Annotated in this window: 19 protein-coding genes; 6 read left to right on the top strand and 13 right to left on the bottom strand. The window is 39.4% G+C overall.

Annotated features, from left to right (window positions below; all coding sequences use genetic code 11):
* Positions 1–112: 112 nt before the first annotated feature.
* Together AS141_RS09960 and AS141_RS09955 are read right to left on the bottom strand one after the other, a co-directional pair.
* Complete coding sequence (locus AS141_RS09960) at positions 113–748, bottom strand: hypothetical protein (RefSeq protein WP_198293522.1); 636 nt, start codon at positions 746–748, stop codon at positions 113–115.
* A gap of 186 nt (positions 749–934) precedes the next feature.
* Positions 935–1,663 (bottom strand): energy transducer TonB, encoded by a 729-nt coding sequence (locus AS141_RS09955; protein ID WP_157243426.1) that lies wholly within the window; start codon positions 1,661–1,663, stop codon positions 935–937.
* A 188-nt stretch (positions 1,664–1,851) separates the two neighbouring features.
* Between AS141_RS09955 and pgi the strand changes: the two genes are divergently transcribed.
* Positions 1,852–3,498 (top strand): glucose-6-phosphate isomerase, encoded by a 1,647-nt coding sequence (gene pgi / locus AS141_RS09950; protein WP_057937491.1) that lies wholly within the window; start codon positions 1,852–1,854, stop codon positions 3,496–3,498.
* 166 nt (positions 3,499–3,664) lie between these two features.
* Here the strand turns inward: pgi and AS141_RS09945 are convergent, their stop codons facing one another.
* On the bottom strand, positions 3,665–4,225 hold the full coding sequence (locus tag AS141_RS09945) for an isochorismatase family protein (protein WP_057937490.1): 561 nt from the start codon (positions 4,223–4,225) through the stop codon (positions 3,665–3,667).
* Between the two features lie 285 nt (positions 4,226–4,510).
* Between AS141_RS09945 and AS141_RS09940 the strand changes: the two genes are divergently transcribed.
* On the top strand, positions 4,511–5,692 hold the full coding sequence (locus AS141_RS09940; protein ID WP_057937489.1) for a dicarboxylate/amino acid:cation symporter: 1,182 nt from the start codon (positions 4,511–4,513) through the stop codon (positions 5,690–5,692).
* A gap of 231 nt (positions 5,693–5,923) precedes the next feature.
* The gene (locus tag AS141_RS09935; RefSeq protein ID WP_157243425.1) at positions 5,924–6,262 is read left to right on the top strand and encodes a hypothetical protein; all 339 of its coding nucleotides are present in this window, start codon (positions 5,924–5,926) and stop codon (positions 6,260–6,262) included.
* A gap of 152 nt (positions 6,263–6,414) precedes the next feature.
* Here the strand turns inward: AS141_RS09935 and AS141_RS09930 are convergent, their stop codons facing one another.
* Positions 6,415–6,810 (bottom strand): DUF1398 domain-containing protein, encoded by a 396-nt coding sequence (locus tag AS141_RS09930; protein WP_057937487.1) that lies wholly within the window; start codon positions 6,808–6,810, stop codon positions 6,415–6,417.
* Between the two features lie 348 nt (positions 6,811–7,158).
* Here AS141_RS09930 and AS141_RS09925 point away from each other — a divergent pair, with 348 nt between their 5' ends.
* Entirely contained in the window at positions 7,159–7,386 is a 228-nt protein-coding gene (locus AS141_RS09925) for a hypothetical protein (RefSeq protein ID WP_157243424.1), read from the top strand.
* 69 nt (positions 7,387–7,455) lie between these two features.
* On the opposite strand, the gene AS141_RS09920 is transcribed toward AS141_RS09925, so the two are convergent.
* The 8 genes from AS141_RS09920 to AS141_RS09885 all read right to left on the bottom strand — a co-directional run bounded on the left by AS141_RS09920 (position 7,456) and on the right by AS141_RS09885 (position 12,169).
* Positions 7,456–7,845: a DoxX family protein gene (locus AS141_RS09920; protein WP_057937485.1), complete on the bottom strand. Its 390-nt coding sequence runs from the start codon at positions 7,843–7,845 to the stop codon at positions 7,456–7,458.
* Positions 7,846–7,848: 3 nt separating this feature from the next.
* On the bottom strand, positions 7,849–8,316 hold the full coding sequence (locus AS141_RS09915; protein ID WP_057937484.1) for an SRPBCC family protein: 468 nt from the start codon (positions 8,314–8,316) through the stop codon (positions 7,849–7,851).
* Between the two features lie 10 nt (positions 8,317–8,326).
* Positions 8,327–8,641 (bottom strand): ArsR/SmtB family transcription factor, encoded by a 315-nt coding sequence (locus AS141_RS09910; protein WP_057937483.1) that lies wholly within the window; start codon positions 8,639–8,641, stop codon positions 8,327–8,329.
* 138 nt (positions 8,642–8,779) lie between these two features.
* On the bottom strand, positions 8,780–10,066 hold the full coding sequence (locus tag AS141_RS09905) for a metallophosphoesterase (RefSeq protein WP_057937482.1): 1,287 nt from the start codon (positions 10,064–10,066) through the stop codon (positions 8,780–8,782).
* Positions 10,067–10,080: 14 nt separating this feature from the next.
* Complete coding sequence (locus AS141_RS09900) at positions 10,081–10,290, bottom strand: helix-turn-helix domain-containing protein (protein ID WP_057937481.1); 210 nt, start codon at positions 10,288–10,290, stop codon at positions 10,081–10,083.
* A gap of 1 nt (position 10,291) precedes the next feature.
* Positions 10,292–10,831: a DUF2975 domain-containing protein gene (locus AS141_RS09895; protein WP_057937480.1), complete on the bottom strand. Its 540-nt coding sequence runs from the start codon at positions 10,829–10,831 to the stop codon at positions 10,292–10,294.
* Between the two features lie 123 nt (positions 10,832–10,954).
* Entirely contained in the window at positions 10,955–11,131 is a 177-nt protein-coding gene (locus AS141_RS09890; RefSeq protein WP_157243423.1) for a hypothetical protein, read from the bottom strand.
* Between the two features lie 393 nt (positions 11,132–11,524).
* On the bottom strand, positions 11,525–12,169 hold the full coding sequence (locus AS141_RS09885; RefSeq protein ID WP_057937478.1) for an alpha/beta hydrolase: 645 nt from the start codon (positions 12,167–12,169) through the stop codon (positions 11,525–11,527).
* A gap of 114 nt (positions 12,170–12,283) precedes the next feature.
* On the opposite strand from AS141_RS09885, the gene AS141_RS09880 reads away from it, so the two are divergent.
* Positions 12,284–12,733: a KTSC domain-containing protein gene (locus tag AS141_RS09880; RefSeq protein ID WP_057937477.1), complete on the top strand. Its 450-nt coding sequence runs from the start codon at positions 12,284–12,286 to the stop codon at positions 12,731–12,733.
* Positions 12,734–12,919: 186 nt separating this feature from the next.
* Here AS141_RS09880 and AS141_RS09875 read toward each other — a convergent pair whose 3' ends face one another.
* A complete protein-coding gene (locus AS141_RS09875; RefSeq protein ID WP_057937476.1) occupies positions 12,920–15,136 on the bottom strand; it encodes a S8/S53 family peptidase in 2,217 nt (738 codons plus the stop codon).
* A gap of 923 nt (positions 15,137–16,059) precedes the next feature.
* Here AS141_RS09875 and rapA point away from each other — a divergent pair.
* Positions 16,060–18,888 (top strand): RNA polymerase-associated protein RapA, encoded by a 2,829-nt coding sequence (gene rapA / locus AS141_RS09865; protein WP_057937474.1) that lies wholly within the window; start codon positions 16,060–16,062, stop codon positions 18,886–18,888.
* The last annotated feature ends 156 nt before the right edge of the window (positions 18,889–19,044 follow it).

Here is a 19,044-nt window from a genome sequence, read left to right as displayed (position 1 = left end):
ACCTTCCGTTGAAGTTGACTTACCTCGTTTTAGTTCTGGATCTAATCATATAAGCAAAACCCGCAATTTCTGGCGGGTTTTGCGTTTCCTTTAATGGAGAAGTCAAAATTTCTCAATTGTAGTTAATCCGAATTGGATATCGCAAAATCGATGATTTTGGATTGCCTTTAATGTCAAGAGCAGGCTCGAATTTGAAATCATAGGAATTGAAAATAGCTAAGACTTCCTTTGCCATATAATTTGGAGCTTCTCCGTAATTGAGACACTCAATCTTAGTTACTTCCCCGTTCTTGTCAGTATGAATCCCTACTATTACAATACCTGATTCACGTTGTTTAGAATGCTTATACCTAGAGTGGAAATAATTTAAAAAGTGTGATCGGTCAGGAATAAATCTTGGGACTAGCGGATTTCTCGTGGTTATTATTGGGGATTCAATTCCTTTAATATCGAATCTGAACATTTTATTGCCACTGTATTGTAATCTTGATACCTCTTCTCCATTTTCAAAGAAAATTTCCAGCCACATATCATTTTCTACATTTTTAAATCGTGTAGAAATGTGATAGGAAAGTGAATCAAAATTTTGGGTTACGGCTTCAATATATCCCAACTCGGGATTATAACTCTCTCTGGTAGTACTTCGTAGTTTGTTGTCAAGTGTATAGATTTTCTCGATTTTAATGCTGTCGGGGGTATATGTGATGATTTTGTTATAAGTATGCACCTCCCGCTTCGTTTCGTCCAAAGGATTTTTATATTGATTTAAGGGTATTATTTCCCTGCCTTGCGCAAAAAGTCTTAGGCTTAATAATGTATTTAAGGCAATAAAAAATAGGAGGGTTTTTAACTTCATTTGAGATAGGGGACGGTCAGTTGAAATTCTATATTTTATCGGAAACCAGGGAATGATTCTTATTGCATGGTGACTGTTTCAATCCAGCATAAAATGAATGGGCAAGTATAGCCAACTATCAATTGTATTCCCATTTATCGTCGTGGCAGGTGCGATTTCACCATCAAAATACTTTACGACCCGTAATGCTTCTTCAGCAAGTAACCGGTCCACATTTTCCGGGTTGGCGATTACAGGGGCTTTCCGTTCACCGAATTCATTTACATAAATAGCAAGTATAACTGTCCCCTCTTCTCTTCTTCTAGCAGTGGCTGGGTAGCTTAGGTTTTTTTTCAGCGTTTGAATCCAAAGATCCTTATCAAGCCTTGGTTTGGGTTCAAAAACATTTTCATCTGCTTTTTTAATTTCCTCACTTTTGGGAGCTCGGATTTCAAAGTTGTTTTCGCCTTGATAGAGCACTTCGCCTAGTTGTTCGCCTTTATCAAAATAAACAGCTTGATAGAAACCATTAGTTCGATTTTTGACTTTCTTGGAAGATAGCTTACCGTTTGAGTCATAGGTCTCTGTGATTTCCTCGGGAAAATTCCCTTCCTGATTATAACCATATCGGGTAACTTTTACGATTTGGTTATTCAGATTGAAAATCCGTTCTATGGAAGTGCTATCGGTAAAATTGACGATAATGGCTTTGTAAAAATAATTGACGGTATCCTTTTCACTGATCGGATAGAAATGCTCGTTCAATCTGACGATTTCATTTCCCTGCGCCCTAGATTGATTAATACCCATTCCAAATGGGAAAATCAAAATCAATAGAAATTTGAAAAAGAAGGCACGGCACATTGCTGTTGACTAATTGTGAAGTTTAATAATAGTCAAACAATTTTGAAATCGAAAAGCTTTTGGATAAATGTGGGGGTTCACTTTAAGCCAAAAGCCTTTTATCCCTCAGGATAAACCTTATTTTTGTGGCTCATTCCTAGTTAAACATACCAATGAACGCAATTAATCCTACAACCACCCCGGCTTGGGCAAGATTACAGAAACTTGCAGAAGATCATAAAAACATGACCATTCTTTCTCAATTTGATGAGCGGGAGCGCTTTGATAGACTGAGTATTACAATGGAAGATATCTTGGTTGATTTTTCTAAAAATAGGCTGAATCCAGATATTTTGGATGCACTTTTTGATCTGGCTAGGGAGTGCAAGCTTCATGTTGCGATAGAGGATATGTTCGCAGGAAAACCAATCAATGTGACAGAAGGAAGAGCTGTATTGCATACAGCGCTGAGAAATCCCGCTGATGAGGCGGTATATCTGGAAGGTCACAATATCATGGAGGATGTCTCTGCTGTGCTGCAAAAAATGAAATCTTTTGCGGACAAAATCCAGAATAAACAGTGGCTAGGCTATACGGGAAAACCTATTAAATCGCTAGTAAATATAGGTATCGGCGGATCTGACCTCGGCCCGGTGATGGTGACCGAAGCGCTGAAGCCTTATCAGAATCCGGATATTGAGTGTTACTTCGTTTCTAATGTGGATGGAACCCATATCGCGGAAACTCTGAAAAAAGTAGATCCTGAGACAACCCTGTTCTTTATTGCGTCCAAAACTTTTACAACCCAGGAAACCATGACCAATGCGCATACTGCAAGGGAGTGGTTTTTGGAGCATGCAAAAATAGACACTGCCGTAGCCAAGCATTTTGTAGCTTTATCTACCAATGCAAAATCCGTCTCCGAGTTTGGGATAGATACGGATAATATGTTTGAATTCTGGGACTGGGTAGGAGGTAGGTATTCACTTTGGTCTGCGATAGGTCTTCCGATAGCCTGTACGATAGGATTCGATAATTTCGAAAAGCTGCTTTCCGGAGCCCATGCGATGGATAAGCATTTCCGTCATGCCCAGTTTGACCGGAATATCCCTGTGATTCTTGCATTGATAGGAATCTGGAATACCAATTTCCTAGGAGCAAGTTCTGAGGCGATTTTGCCTTACGATCAGTATATGCATCGCTTTGCTGCTTATTTTCAGCAGGGGAATATGGAGAGCAACGGAAAATATGTAAGCCGCTCCGGTGAAAAAGTGAACTACACTACGGGGCCGATAATCTGGGGAGAGCCTGGAACCAATGGACAACATGCGTTCTACCAGTTGATCCATCAGGGCACGCACTTGATTCCTTGCGATTTTATTGCCCCGGCTATATCACATAATCCTATCGGGGATCATCACCAGAAGTTACTTTCCAACTTCTTTGCCCAAACGGAAGCCTTGATGAAGGGGAAATCTTTGGAAGATGTGAAAGCAGAAATGAAGGCTACAGGGAAATCAGATGAGCAAATCGACAAAATTGCTCCGCACCGGGTTTTTGAAGGTAATCGACCTACGAATTCTATATTGGTAAAAGAAATTACTCCCTATACACTTGGAGCATTGATTGCAATGTATGAACACAAGATTTTTGTCCAGGGCGTGATCTGGGATATTTTCAGTTTTGATCAGTGGGGAGTGGAGCTAGGCAAAGTTTTGGCAAACGGTATTCTTCCTGAGTTGAATGGCAATGAAGAAATCACTGCCCACGATGGATCTACAAATGGGCTGATCAATGCGTATAAAAAAATGAGAAAATAGATAATTTTGGTCTATGTCACTATAGCCCTATGTGAAAGCGAAGTTACTTTGGACGCAGCCCGGGCCGGTGTTTTCCGTGGTCTGTGTCCTCACAGACCACTAGTTTTTAAATCATAATTCCGGTCGTGGAGCCATAAAGATGGACCAGGGTTGCCATACTTTATGATCACTCAGTATGCCGGAAAATCGTTTTTATATGCTCAGTTTTCTCAACCTTAATTCGCCCATTTATAGGGACCATATTTTTCCAAACCCAATTGTAATGGTCAATAACCTGTTCGGCTTTTAGATTTGGCCTTTCTCCGGTTGTATGTCCATCTGCTACAACGGTGATTTGATATTCCTTTGTCAATGCTGATTGAATAGTTGATTCTACACAGAAATCAGTTGCGCAACCTGTAATAAATAACTCAGTTACGTTCAGCCGCAATAGTTCTGAATGCAATTCAGATCTGTAAAATACATCGTTCACATATTTATCAATTCTGACATCAGTTGATTCGACTAGTAGCTCATCTAAAATTTCCCAATCCTCTGAATTCTTTTCAAAATTCCCACTGCCCGTACCGTCATGCTGGATAAAGAAAACAGGGTATTCCATCTTCCGGAACAATTCTGCAAGTTCATTTATTCGTTGTACAACCCCTGATGTATCAAATCTAGGTGTTTTTGAAGTGAATGAACCTTTCTGCATGTCAATGACTATAAGCGATTTTCTGCTTTTCATTTAGTTTCTTTTTAATGTCCGCTAAATACTTTGATGAAAAATGACCTGTCCAAGTTTTTCCAACGCCCGGTTAGTTGCTATTAAGATGCAGGAATGATAACGAAGGGGATGCATAATACTGTCAAAGATATTATTTCAACAAGTAAAGCTGTCCTCATTTGAAAAAGGTTCTTTTTCATTTTTTTCAAAAGCATCAGGCTCATAGACTGCATTCCTTATATCTTAGCAATCTTAAAATCTAACAAAGCGCAGAATTGCCTTTAAAACCCAATTTATAGCTAAAAAATGAAGCAAGTATTCTCCAATCTACTATTCAAAGTATTTATCGCCATTGTTTTGGGCATTGTCTTCGGTCTTTATTTGCCGGAATCAATCAATCGGATTTTTGCCACGTTCAATGCATTTTTTGGACAATTTCTCAACTTTGCAATTCCGCTTATTATTTTAGGTTTGATCATGCCGGCTATTTCTGATTTGGGTAAAGGAGCCGGGAGATTATTGCTGATCACAGCAGCGATTGCCTATGGATCCACGCTCTTTTCCGGGTTTATGAGCTATTTCACTTCCGCTACTGTTTTTCCTTCACTACTTTCTTCTCATATAAATGAAGCAGCTGGCGTCTCTGAAAACGGAAATGATCTAGTTCCTTATTTTAGTATTACAATCCCAGCCGTGATTGATGTAATGTCAGCTCTTGTTCTGGCTTTTGTGATCGGCTTAGGACTTTCCTATCAGGAGAATTCTTCCCTCAAGAAGGTGGTTAAGGATTTTGAAAGAATCATCATGCAGGTAATTGAAAATGTAATTATTCCTTTGTTACCGATTTTTATCCTCGGGATTTTCGCCAATATGGCTTTCAGTGGTCAGGTATATTCTATACTTTCTGTATTTTTAAATATCATTGGGGTCATTTTTGCCATGCATATTTTCTTGCTTTTACTCCAATATGTAATCACTGGAGCGATAGTCAGGAGAAATCCTATCCGCTTATTGGGAACCATGATGCCAGCCTATTTCACGGCATTAGGAACCCAGTCTTCCGCAGCAACGATTCCGGTGACCCTGGAGCAAGCGGAGAAAAATGGAGTTTCTCCAAAGATCGCCGGGTTTGTGATTCCGCTTTGCGCGACTATACATTTATCTGGAAGTATTATGAAAATCACAGCCTGTGCGATGGCTTTGATGATACTGGAAGGAGTGCCATTTGATTTTGGAATGTTTGCTGGGTTTATTTTTATGCTGGGTATTGCGATGGTCGCGGCACCGGGAGTGCCGGGAGGTGCGATCATGGCAGCGGTTGGACTTTTGCAGTCCATGCTGGGTTTCAGTGAAGAAATGATCGGTTTGATGATTGCACTTTATATCGCTATGGATAGCTTCGGTACCGCGTGCAATGTCACAGGTGACGGAGCGATTGCGCTGGTGGTAGATAAAATCACAAAGGAAAAAGAAGAAGAGCAGCTTTAGGAACGTTCCATTTTGTAAATTCTGGCGGACTGTTTGACAGAACTGCCCATATGGGGGCAGGATTACCACATTTTAACGGCTGTTGATTTTTATTTTGGTGTTTTGTGATTCTAAATAACACCTGAATTCGTTTTGGGATGAAGCTCCGCTCAATTTTTAAGGAAATACGGCTCTTTGGTCTTTGACTTGCATAGGATAGAGCCAGTACGTTTTTGACTAAATCCAAAAATCATGAGCACATCCAAATCAATGACTACTTACTCTCAGGTATTAAATCTTCTTCCCGGTAGAGGTTATGGTAAAGAGCTGACTATCAAACGAGCTGGGGCTAATTTCGAGAATTCTGAGACGATCTATCAGCCTGAGCAACTCATAATCGTAAAAACATACAGATTCGAGGGGGAATCCGATCCGGCGGATATGGCGGCCATTTACCTGATTCACGGTGAAAATGGAGAAAAGGGATTTATCCTAAATGCCTACGGTACTTATTCCGATGAGGACAACCAGCATTACAATGAGTTTATCAAGCGCGTGCCCGTAGATGAAATAGATCACCTGGAAGTTTAATGACCCAGTAACAAACAGAACTTAGTGGACTACTTTGCTGATCGAAAAGCAGCGGATTTCCTTTATTAATTGTTGTAAGTCAGGGAATTAACTCTTTCTTAAAATAGATTAGTCATATCATGTGAACCTGAAACTTTTTCTATTATGCCTATTTAGGTGTGTTCAGTTATAGTCTCTTCCAGAATTTCATTTCCGCTTTTATCATAATAGGTACACGTCATTTTATCAACCAGAACAACCCATTTCTCAATTCCGGCCTTTGCAGCATCATTACAGAAGGTGGGGTAATCGGATTTACCTTGCTGGTGGGTGGTTAGTTCAATTTTAAATTGGTCCTCATTGCTTGTGCCGGCAATATCCAAGGTTTTATACATTGGGGGTGAGACCACCTTCTCTCCCTCCGTACCAAAGTAAACAGAGTGGCCGTCTGAGACAAAAGTCTCATAGTATTTTACACCTAGTTTTTTCAGATCTTGGATATAGGAAGGGAAATCTGCACCGGTCTTTACTTTACTATGAGCCTCTTTTATTTGTTCTAATGTAAACATGTTGTGATGATTTGTTAGTTCTTCTAATCTACTTTAAACGTAGGATTTTATAGTCTAGTAGTGTCTGTTCCGTCCACCCTCAACGTTTACTTTTTCGAAAGCTTATAGCAAATTTCAACAATAATGGAATACGATATTCATGGCCAACCCGACTCGACGAAATATGATTTCCAGGTTTTGGTTGGAAGGTAAGTAGTTAAATCCCCATTTCAGGATTTTTTGACCATATTTATCGGCCTCCGATAACCTTGAAAGTATTCATAGATGCAGTGTAACAATCTTACTCCTGTTCCTACATCAATGGAACGATAGTTGGATCCTCATAAGTACTTTCTAAACAATAACACTATGCTGATAATTAACAATCAACCAACAGGAATTTTCCCCATGCTAGTTTTTGGCAAAGAGAAGGATGGTATAGACAAAGGCACTACACGTAAAACGCCGGGCAATTCCCAAGGGGCTAGGCCTCCCAAAAGGGAGGATTTCAATAGAATCGAGCGGGAAAATGATCGGGAAAATGATGTGCAAGAAGAAACTGTAGACAATGAGGAGCGGGATAAAAACAAAGAATGAAGCATGATCAAGCAAGTTGCATTCAGTTGATATTTTCCGCTGACTGATTATTAAAATCTCATTTGTTTCCTAGTTAAGATTTACTTGGGTAAGTCTCCTTTCTGCAGGTCTGAAATACCACGACACAAGTGTGAGCACAAGCAAAAGTGCAGGGCCAAAATATTCTGAGGCGGGATCACCGAGCGCAAAATGGGAAAATAGCGCTCCTGTCATTACAAATACGAAACCTGCATAGGCCCATTCTTTCACCAAAGGATATTTAGGGATAAGAATTGTGAAGACTCCAAGTAACTTCCATACACCGATGATGGTAAGGAAATAGCCAGGGTAACCTAATTGTAGACTTGTCTTTTGTACTTCTTCTTCCATTTTTATAAGCTGGACGATAGCTGTGGATACCATTCCCAATGACAGCCAACAGGTGGCTACCCAATAGATTATTTTATTTCGCTTAGTCATGAGTTATTGTTTTAATGTATTGCAGATTTCTTGGATTCTGTCGTGAGCCATATTGATACCCAAGGCGAATGGCATTTTCAAGTGTTCATCCCGGTCCTTTACAGACTTATAAATGACTTGCATGGTCAGTCTGCTTCTTTCATCTGACAGTGGGGTGAATTCCAGGAATTCCAATTGCACCGGAAAGAGAGTGTTTTCCATTTCAAAAGTCCTGGTGATTTTCTTGTTTGCTTCGAATTCATGAATGACTCCATTGAATCGATGTTGATTCCCCTTTGGGTCGGTGGTTTCGAATTGATAAGATCCATGTCTTTTGCTGTCAAGTTTCAAAACCTTCGTGCCCATCCACTCTGCGACAAGCTCCGGGACTACATATGCCTTAAAAAGCAAGTCAATTGGCAAATCAAACTCTCTGGTAATGAACAATTCTTGTTGACCGTCCAGGGCTTTTATTTTAGTTTTTTGCTCCATCAGTAGTGTGTTATTTATGATTCTTCATGATATTCTCTAATCTGTTAAACCTTTCCTCCCACATCATGCGGAAAGGCTCCAGGAAGTCAGCTATTTCCTTCATTTTGATAGGATTTAAATGGTAGATAACCTCTCTTCCCTGCTGTTCTTGCCGAATTAATTCGCATTCGTTAAGGATCTGAAGGTGCTTGGATACTGTAGGCCTGGCCGTGTCAAAGTTTGAAGCAATGGCCCCTGCGGTCAGTGATTGCGAAGCCAGTAGTAGAAGAATTGCCCTTCTGGTGGGTTCTGCAATTGCTTGAAATACGTCGCGTCTTAAATTCATTGTGTAGCTATTTGACTACAAATATATGTGTAGTTATTTAGCTACATAATTTTTTCATGTTTTTTTTCAAAAAGAATCAAAAAGTAAAAGGAATAGAACCTTTAAAGTCCACAAAATAGCAAGCAAAAATGTCCGGCGTTAGTTAAACAATAGTTTCCTGTCTCCCATGTCATCAATCCTGTAATAGCCACCATTCTGAATTAAAAGACCTTTTGTAGAGCCACTATTGAGTTCTTCGCCATGTTTTACATCAATTTTGACAACTTGATTGTTGTAGCCTGTGGAAATATCATTCACGACGGAATGTCCTATGATGATTCTTTCTGCCCCATAAAATTTCAGGATTTGATTCAGGTCTTTTGCTGAGGTTTTGTTGGCATCGATTCCTTTGAGTCTATAGATCCATCTTATTTTCCAGTCCAGATTGAGCCGCCTGTCCCAATAGGGGCTGTTGATACTGCTTGTAATTAATTCTTCACGCTTGTCGGTTACAGTACCGGATAGAAGTTCTTTAGCCACATGGTTCCTTGCGATTGTATTCATTTCTTCTATGGAAAATTTTTCCTGAAGATGAAACTTATTTAACCCTCCGTGAACAAATAAATTGCGGCCTATTCTTTCAACAATGTTTTTACTTCTCAGCCATTTTCCCAGTTCGGAAGTTTCGGAGTACATGTATAATATAGCTTTGTTCCAATCCGATTGACTGCTTATTCTTTTCGCTGCTTCTATGTATTTAAAATCATTATAGGAAGCATTCCCTGTTAAATTCATTATTTCATGGTTGCCTAGTATAAAATGGACTTTTCCACCTTTTTGAGCTGCCTGATTCTCCAAATGGTAGATAAACCAAAGTAATTGTGTTACTTGATTTCCCCTGTCGAAGAAATCACCATTGAGGACTAAAGCTCCTTTTTCAAAAATCCAGTTCCCTCTCGGATCTATGACTTTACTGGCCACGAGTAAACTGTAAAAGCCCGTTAGATTGCCTTCTATATCGGAAATAGCAAGTAATTTCTCTGGCATCTTGTAATCAAATTCCTCAACAGGGTAATTTCTTCGTAACTGCAGTGAAAAACGGGGAAACTCCCTAATACCGGTTTCTACTACAATGAAATCCGTGGTGTCGACTTTTTTTTCTAGCCACTTGTTATCGGCCGAAACAGAATAGGAACGATTCTGGAAAATGTAAGGCCCGTCAACACCATTGAGAAAAGTCGGATAGTATTCGTTAACCAAAAATCCGGAGGCTTTATCTTTCCTTCCCAAATCATCCAATCCGGACCAGTAGAATGTACTGATTCCTGTCTTGGAATCAATATCTCCATGACCGAAATAAAGGATTGTAATTACATAATATGATGCGATTACGATCAAAGCCCATTTTACAATATTCTTCTTTTTCTTAGAAGGTTTTATTTTCATACGATAAGCTCTAGTTAATTGTCTTTTCTGTATTCCAATAAATCCGCAGGCTGGCATTCCAATGCTTCACATAGGGCTTGTAGGGTTGTTATTTTCAATGCTTTTGCTTTTCCCGTTTTAAGAATGGATAAATTGGCTTGGGTTATGCCTATTTTTTCCGCAAGTTCCTGTGATTGCATTTTGCGCCTTGCGAGCATTACATCTATATTGAAAATAATAGCCATACTAAATGGTTAAATCCGTTTGATCCTGAAGGATTTTTCCCTGATCAACTATTTCTTTTATGAATAAGAGCACAAAACCTGCAAGCATATACCATAGGGGAAGTGTAAAGTCGTAGTTGCTCCGCTCAACGGTCAGGTCGATAAAAAGTATGACACTGGCAAAAATTATAAATCCCATGCTTAAGGTTTTGAAATCCGTTACGACTTTTGAAGAAAAAATATGATCATTTGCAAATTGGCGAATAATCCTGAGCGAATAGAGCAGCACAAAAGAAACGGAGATGAGTCCCCAAAATGCTAGTAGGATCCCCTCAGTAGAATTTTCGGCTGTAAATACCATTTGCGAAAACGGATATTTAAACTGAATGATCTTGTACTCATTGATATTTTCGACTGTCACTAAGGAATGAAATTTCCCTGTTATCAACTGTAACACTATAAGTCCACAGATCCATGCCGAAGATGCCATAAAGCCAATGGTACAAACAAGAAATGGATATTTGCTCCAGTAAAGGATGGAATTTTTCCCAATAATTCTCATAATTGCACTATATTTTTATTGCAATTATATAAAATATTATCGAATTACAATAAAAAATAGAGACTAAACAGATGCATGGAGGTGCGAGTGAAGTTAGAATTCCTAAAAACACACCTGTTTTCTTTAGTTATTCTCTTTGGAGCTCTCGGGAGGAGGACTGTTTTCTTCAATGATTGATTCCAGTTTCTCGGCCCTTTTTTTATCTCCGGCCCATTGGTATAGTTTCGATGCTTTCTGACCAGCTTTTTCTATAATGCCAGTAGTGTCTTTTTTGGCAAGCCAGCCAATGAACTTTCGCATAAACCTTAAATATGGAGCCATGAGTAATGAAGCGAGTCCCACTAGTAACCAACCTAAAGGGACAAATGGCAACATCATGCAAGCCAATCCTACTATAAAAATCAAAAAGGCAATTGCTGGGATAATGAATTTTTTCACAGAACTAAGATACTAAAGCGATGTAGGAAACTGTCAATAAATTAGGATGTAAAACCATCTTTATGCTACATACTAACGAGAAGATATGTTGGACTGTTTTTTAGCTAAGTCCTTAAGGGTAGAATTATGAGCGTACGACTCTTTAATATACTGGATATCTGTTCCATTCTCTTCAGAAAATCCTAGATTTATCGGAGTTTTTTTGAGTGGATTTAATATCCCTGAATTGTATGTTTTGATAGTATTACTCCTGTTTTATTCCAATTCGTAATTTTCCTTTGCCCATTTCATAGCCGGCTCTATCCATTCTTTTAGAGGCTTAAACAAAAAACCATGCCCCATTCCGGTATTCAATTCTATCTCATAAAAGTGCCTGATTTCGCAGGTGGAGGTTTGTTTTCTTCTCATTGCCGAAACTCCGAACGGGTCTGACTTTTCGTAAATGGTGAGGATATTTCCGCAAAAATTGATCTGGGGAATATTCTGAATATCCTCATCCCTGAAACTGGCAATAAACACAAAATTCAAATCCGGATTATTTGCCAATGTTGAAACGTATTGGGCGATGTACCCGCCTTTGGAAGTGCCAATAATCGTGATTTTACCAGGTTTGTATCCGTTGGCTAGTAAGCTGTCAATTTGATTTACTATTTCCACAGCGTAATCTCTCGCATTTACATTTCCGTTTCTTTTCTCAGAAATGACTTTAAATCCCTGTTTTTCGAATTCGGATAGTATTTCCGGATATTCTGTTCGTCCAAATTCAGGATGCAGCTCATCAAGTCCATGTTCTTCTAAAAAACGGTTGTGCAAGAAGAATATAACTCGCCCATCAGATTCTTGATCATAAGAAAAAAAACTGGAGCAAATGAGAAGAGAAATCAATAGGAAGGATTTCATGAGAAGGTTTTAGACCAAAAGAAGAGAACTGTACCGGTGTCTCTTCAAACATTAAGCCTGTATGGTAATTACCGCGAAATAAAGATCTACTTTTGCACCCGCAAAGAAAAATAGATGAAACGGATCAACGAATACAAGAAACTTTTCGGAGTGGAAAAAGAAATCGATTTAGCCACCCTGAAAAAGACCTATCGAAATCTGGTGAAGGAGTGGCACCCCGATAAATTTCAGGATGGGGATGTTTTGAAAGTTGAAGCAGAGTTGCAAAGCCGCAGAATTATCGACGGTTATCATTTTCTGGTAAGCATAGCACCGGAAACCCATGCAACTAATCTGGAAGCTTATACAGAGACAATCAACGTTGCCGGTATTGCCGATTATCATCACAAAGGCTTGCTGCTGGAAATCACCTTTGTAGATGGATCAACTTATGAATACTTTGGTGTCACCCCGAATGTCTATCAAAAAATGATCAATAGTGATAAGATCAATCGTTTTGCCAAGCGGGCTATCTATCCAAATTATATTTATAGAAAAACAAAGAAGAGTACCGAAGTAGTCTAACCTGATTTTGCATTAGGTGTTGTAATTGCTAAAGAAGAAATCAATAGTACAAAAATAACATCGGGGCATTAAGAGAAATCTATAGACTGACTTTTTTTTGAATGATGTTTTCATAATGCAAGTTGAGATCATAATAAAGGCTATCTACAAATTTATAGATAGCCTTTTACATAGTTACAAAGTTTACTACTCACTGAATATTCGACTTGCCTGAAGCAGTTCTGGATTTAATGTAATAGTGAGACCTCCTGTTACAGTCCAGGCAATACCAAACCAAGTAGAATCTGTTCCAGACCAGCGTCTGATCTTTATAGTATAGGTTTTTCCGGGTTGTCCAGTGAATTCTGCAATCTCATAACTGTTGTCCCAAGACCCACTATATCCGACTACAGCACCATTTTCATCATAAATGATAAGATCCAGGTCAACTTTTAATTGGGACATATACCAGCTAAAAAACAAGAATGATGTTTTTGTAGCCTTTGAAGTCCAGGCCAATGCTACTTTGACTTTCCTTGGTCCATAAAAGGAATTTGGGACTGATACTTTATATTCAAAGGTCGAAAGTTTATCAGATCCAAAATCTGAAGAACTAAGTAATCCGATATCCCAGCCTCTTAACGTTGCCGGAGCATTGCGCCATCTTCTGTTTTTAGCAATTTTACATCCTTCGTTTGCATTGACAGCTCCGGCACCATCTTTTGCATCGACGCCATTGCTTACATCCTGCCACCAGGTATTACCTGTGACATTTTTGGTTGCACTTGCCAGTAGAATCGCCCTACAGCCTTCAGGCCAATGCTTTAATATGGAATTTGTTCCCTGAAGTAAAGCGGATACTCCCACCACCGCCGGAGAAGCCATGCTTGTACCGCTTTTTGTGATCCCATCTGCAGTTACCCCAACCCCGTTTGCACATATTTCCGGCAATTCCCGGTCTCCATGGGAAGAAGTTGGATTTCGAAAAACTGAAGAGTTTGACATAGCGGAAGCTGTGTCATCGTGATTTCCAACTGAAATAGTATTATAGCCTTTATGGTTGACGTATTCGCTGCTTGGGGGATTAATATTGTCAGGATCACCATTCCAGAAGTTTCCAGCCGCATGAACAATTAACGGGTATGGATACTTTGTTGCGAGGTAGTCACCATAAACATCATCTCCTGACAATGCACCTGAACCAGGCTCGCTTGCCCTGTGGAAACTTTGATTAATAACTGTGCAACCTTTCTCTTTTACAGCCCAGGTTAATGCATCTCTATCGTAATCATTGGCAGAGTACAAGCTACATTCCGGTGCATGCCCATTGGGTGTTCCGGACTCTTTATTTCTGATGATTGCATGTACATTTTGAGAATGGTCTGAAGTCGAGGATGGGCTAGACTTGAACTTTCCTGCAATTACTAAATCTGCATTGCTAGTAGGACCTCCTTCCCAGACAGCTGCTTTTACTCCAGAACCCTTTTCGCCTCCGGAATGGACTGAGTCAGACCCTGCAATTGCAATAGAATTATCCAGATCTTCAATCCCTTCTGTTTCATGTAAAAGTATTCCGGCGATTTCTTTATTGGAAGCCAGCTCACGTATACTAGAAGTTTCCACCTGTACAGTAATCAATGGTGCTATACCATCAACTTTCAAGACCTTTAATTTACCTTCAATTGATTTGGCAAATTTCTCCATGCGCTCCTGCATTTCTATTCTTTGTTCCTGATCTCTTTTACTGACAGATTCTTTTTCACAATCATTAAGTGCACGGTCGGAGGACATAGCTTCAGGCTCTTCAACCTCATACCAAATATCCACCATCATCGTTTTTGGAGGCTTTTCAGAATTGATGAGTGAAAAAAGTGTAGGGTGGATCTTACCATATTTTGAATTCAGCTTACTACGATGACTTTCCAAGATTTTTTCTCCGTCCACTTTTCTTCCATTTTGATCAAATTCAAATGAGATGGGTAAACCTCTTTTTCGGTCAATTGCCTTATAGAATTCAATAAACGCTTCATCGGTTATCTTATCATTAGGTAATCTCTCCACACCATTTTCAACAAGTTTCAATCTGACAAAACTTCCTATCAGTACGTTACTATCAACTTTTGAATTTGTAGCAATGACCGTAAAGGGGATGACAATTGTATCACTTAGTTTTTGGGATTTTGAATTCACAATTGGTTCTATAGTCAATTGGTGTTTACCCGGAGGAAGCCCATTTTCTGCGCTCCATACAAAGTTTCCGCTCTTTCTTGTCGGGGTTACTCTTCCATTTACTCCTTGCACCCCAATGCTTTTAATGACTGAAATCGTATCAGCATCTCGGGATACATTGATCTCGATTGAGGAATTGGTAGTTAAAATTTCGTCACGTGTTAGTTCTACAAAGACGTTTTTTTCATTAGCCATAATATGCTTAGTTTTAAAAGTGAATAATAATTTTTCTTTTTCTATACTTGCTTTAAATCTTCAATTTCAAATTGAAGATTTAGTCAGGGTGTTTTTTTGTTAGTTGAGTTTTGATGGATTTATACATAATATTTGTTTTTTAAGTAAAAAAAAGTTGGTTTTCTTTCAATCTATTAATAAGGTCACTGTTTCCTTAAATTAGAATTATGACCTTCTTGAAAAGGTGATATTCTCAAAATTCTTAAGGAAAGGAAATATAAAGGACTGATTTTCCTCTTATGATTTCATTGATATGAATTTAAACCAGAAAAATAGATTGTAAATTTATTTTTGTAGATAAAGTAATTATATATTATTTTAAAGTAATTATAATTGTTGTTTGTTTCGTTTATAAGTAAATAGTAATTAATTAAGCATGTAGTTTTTTAGTAATTATTGATTTTTACTATTCAAGAAATAATACTTTTGAATAACATGGTAGATTTCATATCTCTGACTTACTTTACTTCCTAAAGATTGGATTCCCCTTATCCCATCATAAGGGCTTGCTGAAAAACGCCAATAATAGATAAACGGCAATCATTTTGAATGATCAATCCTTTTTTCATGCGTGCGGTTTTTCAGCATGCCCAAATAGGAGCCAGGTACCCCAACAGAAGGCAATGTGTTTATTGCTCAGATGGGAATCAGACAAAGGAAGTAGGTCACTAATCCAAAAGCTTGGCTCTTTTCTGCTATCTTTGTTTCCATCTAAAAAATGATCAACACAAATCTGCTGTTTTTCATACACAAAAAACTTACCGCTAAGGAATTACATCTCGGCGGGGTAGAATCACCCAGCAAATCAATCAACTCTTTTATGTAGAAGGAAGCAGTTTATTGGTTGGGAATTGTATTGATCATCCAAACAAGAATCCTAATACATGGGAGAATTTTTTCTAAACCAACGCTATACCAGTTCCGGAGAACCTGAACTCGGTGTGGGCATAGTGACAGAAGTCAGCAAAGGGAAAGTGCGGATAACCTTTCCGGTGCCAGATGAAGTGAGACTGTATTCCATTGAAAGTGCTCCGTTGCTCCGGACCATTTTTAAACCGGGTCATACCATCGTAGATCAGCAAGGAAATGCGATGTTGATTGAAGAAATTAAATTTGAGAATGGGCTGTATGTGTACTTTGGAGACAACAGAGAGTTGGGTGAGTCCGAACTTGGAGATGTATCTATCTCGCATACAGTGGAAGATCGGCTATTTGCGGGTGATATTGATTTGCCTGAACTATTTGCCCTACGCAGAGAAACGCTCGATCATAATTATCAAAGAAGGATTTCTCCGGTACATGGATTTGTGGGGGGAAAGATAGATCTGATTCCGCATCAACTATATATAGCCCATGAAGTGAGTTCCAGGTTTGCTCCCCGTGTTTTGTTATCCGATCAGGTTGGACTGGGAAAAACTATTGAGGCTTGTCTTATTCTTCACCGTTTATTGGTGACTGGTAGAATATCAAGGGCACTTATCTTAGTTCCCGAATCGTTGATACACCAGTGGTTTGTGGAAGTATTGAGAAAGTTCAATCTATGGTTTAACATTTTCGATGAAGAACGTTGTGCAGCTCTTGAAAAAGGTGCGCCAGAGGGAAATCCATTTCTCGATGATCAGCTTGTTATTTGTAGCATCGAGTTTCTGACAGGTTCAAGAAAACGCACCCAACAGGCCATTTCTGCCAGCTGGGACATGCTCGTTGTGGACGAGGCCCATCACCTCGAATGGTCTGTTGATGCTGTGAGTGCGGAGTATGGTATTGTAGAATTGTTAAGTCAGGTGGCAAAAGGGTTGCTACTCCTTACTGCCACACCGGAACAATTAGGTGTAGAAAGCCATTTTGCCCGGCTTCGGTTACTTGACCCCAATAGGTATAACAATTACAATTGTTTTATCCGCGAATCTGAAGACAATAAAGACATTGCTGATATCGTCGAAAAGCTATCGTCAGGAAAAGACCTAGTAGCAAAAGACATCAAGCTGTTAGAATCCATTTTCTCTAAAGAAAGAATCGCCTCTTTATCCAATAGAGATGAACTTACAAAGCACAATCTAATTGAAGATTTGCTCGATCAGCATGGTCCGGGTAGAGTTCTAATTCGAAATACCCGATTGGCTATGAGCGGATTCCCTAATCGAATTTCCAAGCTGATTCCCCTTCAAGAAAGAGATGATATTAGCCTTTGGATCGAGCGCTTAAGAAATGAGTTTTTCGTGGATATGGAGTGGGCGTCCGAAACAAAACCAGAACAGGAATTTTACTTTGATGAAGATCCGCGGTTCAAGTGGCTATTAACAAAAATGGAGGAATTACAAGCTGAAAAGATACTCCTGATATGCACCTCCAAGGAAAAAGTTATGGCGTTAGAATCGGCTTTAAGTAAATTCCCGGAATTTACAGCAAGCGTTTTTCACGAAGACCTCACACTTGTGCAGCGGGATAGAAACGCTGCATGGTTTGCAGAGCCTGATGGGGCACAACTACTCCTTTGCTCGGAAATAGGAAGCGAAGGCCGGAATTTTCAATTCGCCCACCATCTCGTTCTATTTGACATGCCCTTCCATCCGGAACTGCTGGAGCAGCGAATAGGCCGCCTTGACCGGATAGGACAAAAAAAGGACATTACTATTTATATTCCATATCTGGTAGGCAGCCCACAAGAACTCATTGTCAGGTGGTTCCATGAAGGATTGGATGCTTTTAATACAAATCTTGAGGGAGGCAATCTTATTTCCAGATTATTCAGTGAGCGCTTACTCAACCTTACCAGAATATCATCATTTGAAGAGGCAGAGAGGGAACTGGAAGTATTGATTGCGCAAACATATGAATATCAGATAGAACTTAAGAAAACTCTTGCTGAAGGACGTGATAAATTGTTGGAGATGAATTCATTTCGTCCGAAAATAGCAAAAAGGTTGATTGAGCAAATCCATGCTGAAGATAATGATCCTACATTGGAAACATATCTAACGAAAGTCTTCCGGCATTTTGACGTAGAAATGGAAGACCTGGTATCCAGGACTTACCTGTTGCATCCGGCTTCATTTAGAGCTGAAGGGTTTCCGTCTATTCCCCGGGAAGGCATCCAGGTGACCTTTGATAGAAAACGGGCGCTCAGCAGAGAGGATGTAAGCTTTCTTACCTGGGATCATCCTATGGCAACCGGTGCTATTGACAAGGTGTTAAGTTCGACCTTCGGAACTGCCAGCTATGGATCAATCCGTGACACCGGAAGCCCCGGGCTGATACTTGAATTGATTTTTGTTCTCGAAACAGCTGGCAAGCAACGTATTGATATAGACCGTTTCCTTGCGGACACACCGTTGAGAATTGTAGTAGATCATAGGGGGAGAGAAGTGACAGACAGCTATCCTGCGACAATGCTCAACAAAAGCGTACTGCCAAGCAGCATAGACCCATTACTTGAAAATGATGCATTTGTAAATACTTTACTGCCCCATATGATTTCATCTGCTACAAAAATCGCTGAGAACATGGGAGAACAAGAAATTAAAAAGGGTTTAGAGCGAATGGTAAGCACATTGGATCATGAAATCAATCGGCTTACCGCCCTTCAAAAAAAGAACAAAGAAGTTAGACCTGACGAGATTCTGGCAGGGCTGGAAGAGCGAAATACCTTATCGGCTTTGATAAAAAAGGCAAGAGTTCGACTGGATGCGGTGCAGCTTATCAGGAAGGAATAGGTTTGGGAGCTATTGTCGGTAGACAGATATTAAGGATAATAGATTAGAGGAGTCCAACTAAGGAACCGTTTTAAGTGAAGTTTTACTTTTCTAAAAACAGACTTAAAAGCCAGATTATTGAGTGAATTTTTTAATCTTTAGCATACTCAAATGAAT

Source organism: Algoriphagus resistens (genome assembly GCF_001442615.1).
Classification (GTDB): Bacteria; Bacteroidota; Bacteroidia; order Cytophagales; family Cyclobacteriaceae; genus Algoriphagus; species Algoriphagus resistens.
Note: the sequence above shows the minus strand (reverse complement) of the source record. Positions and strands in the feature narration are given on the sequence as shown.